Source organism: Serratia sp. 506_PEND (genome assembly GCF_001076875.1).
In the GTDB taxonomy this organism is placed as follows: Bacteria; Pseudomonadota; Gammaproteobacteria; order Enterobacterales; family Enterobacteriaceae; genus Serratia; species Serratia marcescens.
The window spans coordinates 1-5,412 of record NZ_JVEL01000352.1; the positions used below are offsets into that span (position 1 = coordinate 1).

General features: G+C 58.4%; 7 protein-coding genes and 1 pseudogene. 7 read left to right on the plus strand and 1 reads right to left on the minus strand.

The features are described from left to right. Positions 1–82 precede the first annotated feature (82 nt). From tnpA (ADK28_RS31495) to ADK28_RS11415, 4 genes and pseudogenes are all read left to right on the plus strand, one after another. Complete coding sequence (gene tnpA, locus ADK28_RS31495; protein ID WP_049191698.1) at positions 83–412, plus strand: IS66 family insertion sequence element accessory protein TnpA; 330 nt, start codon at positions 83–85, stop codon at positions 410–412. After that, a complete protein-coding gene (gene tnpB, locus ADK28_RS11405) occupies positions 406–744 on the plus strand; it encodes an IS66 family insertion sequence element accessory protein TnpB (RefSeq protein ID WP_048795397.1) in 339 nt (112 codons plus the stop codon). Before tnpA (ADK28_RS31495) ends, tnpB (ADK28_RS11405) begins: the two co-directional genes overlap by 7 nt. Positions 745–808: 64 nt before the next feature. Then, complete coding sequence (tnpC, locus tag ADK28_RS11410; protein ID WP_048795398.1) at positions 809–2,311, plus strand: IS66 family transposase; 1,503 nt, start codon at positions 809–811, stop codon at positions 2,309–2,311. A gap of 52 nt (positions 2,312–2,363) precedes the next feature. Continuing rightward, positions 2,364–2,564, plus strand: a pseudogene (locus ADK28_RS11415) (tyrosine-type recombinase/integrase); the annotation flags it as partial. A 147-nt stretch (positions 2,565–2,711) separates the two neighbouring features. Here the strand turns inward: ADK28_RS11415 and ADK28_RS30050 are convergent. Then, positions 2,712–3,059 (minus strand): CopG family transcriptional regulator, encoded by a 348-nt coding sequence (locus ADK28_RS30050; RefSeq protein ID WP_239686238.1) that lies wholly within the window; start codon positions 3,057–3,059, stop codon positions 2,712–2,714. A 61-nt stretch (positions 3,060–3,120) separates the two neighbouring features. On the opposite strand from ADK28_RS30050, the gene tnpA (ADK28_RS31500) reads away from it, so the two are divergent. From tnpA (ADK28_RS31500) to tnpC (ADK28_RS11425), 3 genes are all read left to right on the plus strand, one after another. Further along, positions 3,121–3,450 carry an IS66 family insertion sequence element accessory protein TnpA gene (gene tnpA / locus ADK28_RS31500; protein ID WP_049191698.1) on the plus strand — a complete coding sequence of 110 codons (330 nt, stop codon included), beginning with the start codon at positions 3,121–3,123 and terminating at the stop codon, positions 3,448–3,450. Next, a complete protein-coding gene (gene tnpB / locus ADK28_RS11420; protein ID WP_048795397.1) occupies positions 3,444–3,782 on the plus strand; it encodes an IS66 family insertion sequence element accessory protein TnpB in 339 nt (112 codons plus the stop codon). Before tnpA (ADK28_RS31500) ends, tnpB (ADK28_RS11420) begins: the two co-directional genes overlap by 7 nt. 64 nt (positions 3,783–3,846) lie before the next feature. Beyond that, positions 3,847–5,349 carry an IS66 family transposase gene (gene tnpC / locus ADK28_RS11425; protein WP_048795398.1) on the plus strand — a complete coding sequence of 501 codons (1,503 nt, stop codon included), beginning with the start codon at positions 3,847–3,849 and terminating at the stop codon, positions 5,347–5,349. Positions 5,350–5,412: the final 63 nt, after the last annotated feature.

Consider the following 5,412-nt stretch of genomic DNA (forward strand, 5'->3'; position numbering starts at 1 on the left):
GTAAGCACGCGGTGAACTCACATTGTTAATCCTTGTGCGACTCGGCACGCTTGAACCTCATGTTCACTACGCAGGTTCCCCCATGCCAAAATCTCGCCATACCCTCCAACAACAGCAGCAACATGTCGCCGACTGGCAATTCAGCGGCCTGTCCCGCACTCAGTACAGCCTGCAACACCATCTCAATGTCAAAACCTTTTGCAACTGGGTCGGCAAGTGGACCAAAATCCCAACGTCACCGGCCGCTGAACCCCCTTTTATTCCGGTGACTGTTGCCCCTGAAGAGGCACCGCTATCCCTCCCCAACATAGACCCGCATATGCCCGCCATTACCCTGAATTTAAAACGGTGCTCCATCACCTGCCAGCCCAGCCAGTTGCCGGCCATCATGGCGGAGCTCAACCTATGCTAATGCCTCATGCCATCTGGCTGGCCCGTGAGCCGACCGATATGCGCCGGGGTATTGATACCCTGACCCGGCTGGCCGATGAACACTTGCCCTCGCCCTTACCGCCGGGAACCGCGGTGGTTTTCTGCAACAAGGCACGCTCACGCATCAAAGTGTTGCAGTGGGACAAGCACGGCGTCTGGCTGTGCACCCGCCGGTTGCATCAGGGCCACTTCACCTGGCCCCGCCCCGGGGATACCGCCTGGCCGCTGACGGCAGAGCAGTTCGCCTGGCTGACCAAGGGGGTAGACTGGCAACAGGTTGAGGGGCTTGACCTGCCGGGCTGGGAAACCTGAGACGTTAAACGTTAACGTCATGATATGACGTGATTATCACCGTCCGTTATGTCAAGCTGCTGATATGGATATCGACGCGCTGTTTACCACACAAGATCCCCATGAGTTACGTGTCCGGGCTCTGGCCCTGCTCGAAGCTCAGGCTCACTACATCCAGGCCCTGGAAGACGCGCTGAAGGCCGGCCGTCGCTGGCGCTTCGGCCGCAAGAGTGAAGCCTTCCAGGGCGAACAGCGGAGCCTGGCGGAAGAGGATGTCGATGCCGACACCGCCGACCTGGAACAGCAGTTGGCGGCGGTGTTACCGGCAGGCAAGGCGCTCCCTGGCACACCGCCCAAACGCCAGCCATTGCCGCCAGAGTTATCCCGTGAAACGGTCCGTCTTGACCTGAGCAGTCATGACTGCCCCGACTGCGGGCACGCCCTGCGCCCCCTGCGTGATGAGGTGAGCGAACGGCTGGAGTACATTCCGGCTCGGGTGGTGGTGCATCGCACGGTGCGCCCGCACTACAGCTGTCCCTGCTGTGAAACCGTCCATACCGTTCCCTTACCGCCTCAGCTTATCGAAAAAGGCCAGCCCGGTCCGGGGTTGTTGGCCCAGGTCACCGTAGCCAAATGCAGTGACCATCTGCCGCTATACCGTCAGCAGAAAATCTACCTGCGTCACGGTATCGATATTCCCTGCAGCACGCTGGCTGGTTGGTTCGGTGCGGTGGGGGCGGCACTGAAGCCACTGGCCGACGCCCTGCGGCAGGACCTGCTGCAGCAAGCGGTACTGCAGGCGGATGAGACACCGTTACTGTTGCTCAATCCCGAAAAAGGTCACAGCCAGAAGGGGTATCTGTGGGCCTACGTCAGCGCCGCCGGGGCAGACAGGGCGGTGGTGCTGTATGACTGCCAGCCGGGCCGCAGTGGCACCTATGCCAGCGCGATGCTGGATAGCTGGCAGGGTACGTTGGTCGTGGACGGCTATGCCGGTTACCGGGCGCTGTTCGACGAAGGTAGCGTGAAGGAAGCCGGCTGCTGGGCGCATGTGCGTCGGAAGTTCTTCGACCAGCACAAGGCGAACGGCAGTCCGGTGGCAGAAATCGCCCTGGCCACTATCCGCGAGCTGTACAACCTGGAGCGACGGATAAAGCAGCGCCCGGCAGAACAACGACGACGATGGCGACACCGTTATGCCAAACCGCGGTTGAAGGCGTTCGAAAGCTGGTTACAGGTGAAGCAGCAGAAGACGGCACCAAACTCGGGGATACGCAAGGCCATCGACTATACGTTGAAGCGATGGGCGGCGTTACTGGTCTATCTGGAGGATGGTCGGGTACCGATAGACAACAACCGGGCGGAGAACGTGATACGTCCGGTGGCGGTTGGGCGCAAGAACTGGCTCTTCGCAGGCAGTCTGCGAGCGGGTCAGCGAATGGCGAATATCCTGAGTCTGCTGGAGACGGCAAAGCTGAACGGTTTGGAGCCGTATGCCTGGTTGCGTGATGTACTGACGCGGTTGCCGTCGTGGCCGAACCGGCGGTTGAATGAGCTGCTGCCGTACGCCGGCAATACCTTCCGTTAGTCCTCTGAAAATCCAAAACACAAACTCACCTTGCAACGCAAGGTGAGTTCACCACGTGCTTACGATGCACATGCTGTATGCCGGCATTCCGCTCAAGGTGTTGCAGGCGTTGATGGGACACAAGTCGGTCAGCTCCACGGAGGTGTATACGAAGGTGTTTGCGCTCGATGTCGCAGCACGCCATCGCGTTCAGTTCCAGATGCCAGAAACCGAAGCGGTAAGCCTGCTAAAAAGTTTGAATCCTTCTAGCTGAGTTAGAATGAAGACCGGCTAGAGGGAATTGTATCTTTGGGATGCTCTAAAGTGTTCGGCCACCAAAAGGTGGCCACGCATATTCGCATTAAATCATACTTCACACCTCATAAATAACACTTCACAAGTATGATTTATGATTTATGATTTATGATTTCATATTATTTAGGTAGAGCTCCAGAGCTTCCCTTACAATGGCGCTTACATTCTTAGGCTCTATACCATTCCGCTTGTTTTTCAGTGCTAGATCTTCAACCTTTAACAACATAGATTCATGTAGAGAAATTGTAGTTCTGCACTGCTTTTCCGGGACCTCTTTCTCAGGGACTGATTTTACAGGATCACCATAAGGCTTATCTGCCAGGCGCTGTGCCAGTTCGTCAGCCTGTTCTGGTGTTACCGCTGCGCGTGATGAGGCTTGTTGACTTGGCTTCTTAACCATTATCCAAATACCTCTTCCATCAGTCTTTCCATTGTAAGCACGCGGTGAACTCACATTGTTAATCCTTGTGCGACTCGGCACGCTTGAACCTCATGTTCACTACGCAGGTTCCCCCATGCCAAAATCTCGCCATACCCTCCAACAACAGCAGCAACATGTCGCCGACTGGCAATTCAGCGGCCTGTCCCGCACTCAGTACAGCCTGCAACACCATCTCAATGTCAAAACCTTTTGCAACTGGGTCGGCAAGTGGACCAAAATCCCAACGTCACCGGCCGCTGAACCCCCTTTTATTCCGGTGACTGTTGCCCCTGAAGAGGCACCGCTATCCCTCCCCAACATAGACCCGCATATGCCCGCCATTACCCTGAATTTAAAACGGTGCTCCATCACCTGCCAGCCCAGCCAGTTGCCGGCCATCATGGCGGAGCTCAACCTATGCTAATGCCTCATGCCATCTGGCTGGCCCGTGAGCCGACCGATATGCGCCGGGGTATTGATACCCTGACCCGGCTGGCCGATGAACACTTGCCCTCGCCCTTACCGCCGGGAACCGCGGTGGTTTTCTGCAACAAGGCACGCTCACGCATCAAAGTGTTGCAGTGGGACAAGCACGGCGTCTGGCTGTGCACCCGCCGGTTGCATCAGGGCCACTTCACCTGGCCCCGCCCCGGGGATACCGCCTGGCCGCTGACGGCAGAGCAGTTCGCCTGGCTGACCAAGGGGGTAGACTGGCAACAGGTTGAGGGGCTTGACCTGCCGGGCTGGGAAACCTGAGACGTTAAACGTTAACGTCATGATATGACGTGATTATCACCGTCCGTTATGTCAAGCTGCTGATATGGATATCGACGCGCTGTTTACCACACAAGATCCCCATGAGTTACGTGTCCGGGCTCTGGCCCTGCTCGAAGCTCAGGCTCACTACATCCAGGCCCTGGAAGACGCGCTGAAGGCCGGCCGTCGCTGGCGCTTCGGCCGCAAGAGTGAAGCCTTCCAGGGCGAACAGCGGAGCCTGGCGGAAGAGGATGTCGATGCCGACACCGCCGACCTGGAACAGCAGTTGGCGGCGGTGTTACCGGCAGGCAAGGCGCTCCCTGGCACACCGCCCAAACGCCAGCCATTGCCGCCAGAGTTATCCCGTGAAACGGTCCGTCTTGACCTGAGCAGTCATGACTGCCCCGACTGCGGGCACGCCCTGCGCCCCCTGCGTGATGAGGTGAGCGAACGGCTGGAGTACATTCCGGCTCGGGTGGTGGTGCATCGCACGGTGCGCCCGCACTACAGCTGTCCCTGCTGTGAAACCGTCCATACCGTTCCCTTACCGCCTCAGCTTATCGAAAAAGGCCAGCCCGGTCCGGGGTTGTTGGCCCAGGTCACCGTAGCCAAATGCAGTGACCATCTGCCGCTATACCGTCAGCAGAAAATCTACCTGCGTCACGGTATCGATATTCCCTGCAGCACGCTGGCTGGTTGGTTCGGTGCGGTGGGGGCGGCACTGAAGCCACTGGCCGACGCCCTGCGGCAGGACCTGCTGCAGCAAGCGGTACTGCAGGCGGATGAGACACCGTTACTGTTGCTCAATCCCGAAAAAGGTCACAGCCAGAAGGGGTATCTGTGGGCCTACGTCAGCGCCGCCGGGGCAGACAGGGCGGTGGTGCTGTATGACTGCCAGCCGGGCCGCAGTGGCACCTATGCCAGCGCGATGCTGGATAGCTGGCAGGGTACGTTGGTCGTGGACGGCTATGCCGGTTACCGGGCGCTGTTCGACGAAGGTAGCGTGAAGGAAGCCGGCTGCTGGGCGCATGTGCGTCGGAAGTTCTTCGACCAGCACAAGGCGAACGGCAGTCCGGTGGCAGAAATCGCCCTGGCCACTATCCGCGAGCTGTACAACCTGGAGCGACGGATAAAGCAGCGCCCGGCAGAACAACGACGACGATGGCGACACCGTTATGCCAAACCGCGGTTGAAGGCGTTCGAAAGCTGGTTACAGGTGAAGCAGCAGAAGACGGCACCAAACTCGGGGATACGCAAGGCCATCGACTATACGTTGAAGCGATGGGCGGCGTTACTGGTCTATCTGGAGGATGGTCGGGTACCGATAGACAACAACCGGGCGGAGAACGTGATACGTCCGGTGGCGGTTGGGCGCAAGAACTGGCTCTTCGCAGGCAGTCTGCGAGCGGGTCAGCGAATGGCGAATATCCTGAGTCTGCTGGAGACGGCAAAGCTGAACGGTTTGGAGCCGTATGCCTGGTTGCGTGATGTACTGACGCGGTTGCCGTCGTGGCCGAACCGGCGGTTGAATGAGCTGCTGCCGTACGCCGGCAATACCTTCCGTTAGTCCTCTGAAAATCCAAAACACAAACTCACCTTGCAACGCAAGGTGAGTTCACCACGTGCTTAC

Excerpts from the sequence above, each read along its gene's own strand:
- tnpA (WP_049191698.1), top strand. The coding sequence starts at position 83 with ATGCCAAAATCTCGCCATACCCTCCAACAACAGCAGCAACATGTCGCC.
- tnpB (WP_048795397.1), top strand. The coding sequence starts at position 406 with ATGCTAATGCCTCATGCCATCTGGCTGGCCCGTGAGCCGACCGATATG.
- tnpC (WP_048795398.1), top strand. The coding sequence starts at position 809 with ATGGATATCGACGCGCTGTTTACCACACAAGATCCCCATGAGTTACGT.
- tnpA (WP_049191698.1), top strand. The coding sequence starts at position 3,121 with ATGCCAAAATCTCGCCATACCCTCCAACAACAGCAGCAACATGTCGCC.
- tnpB (WP_048795397.1), top strand. The coding sequence starts at position 3,444 with ATGCTAATGCCTCATGCCATCTGGCTGGCCCGTGAGCCGACCGATATG.
- tnpC (WP_048795398.1), top strand. The coding sequence starts at position 3,847 with ATGGATATCGACGCGCTGTTTACCACACAAGATCCCCATGAGTTACGT.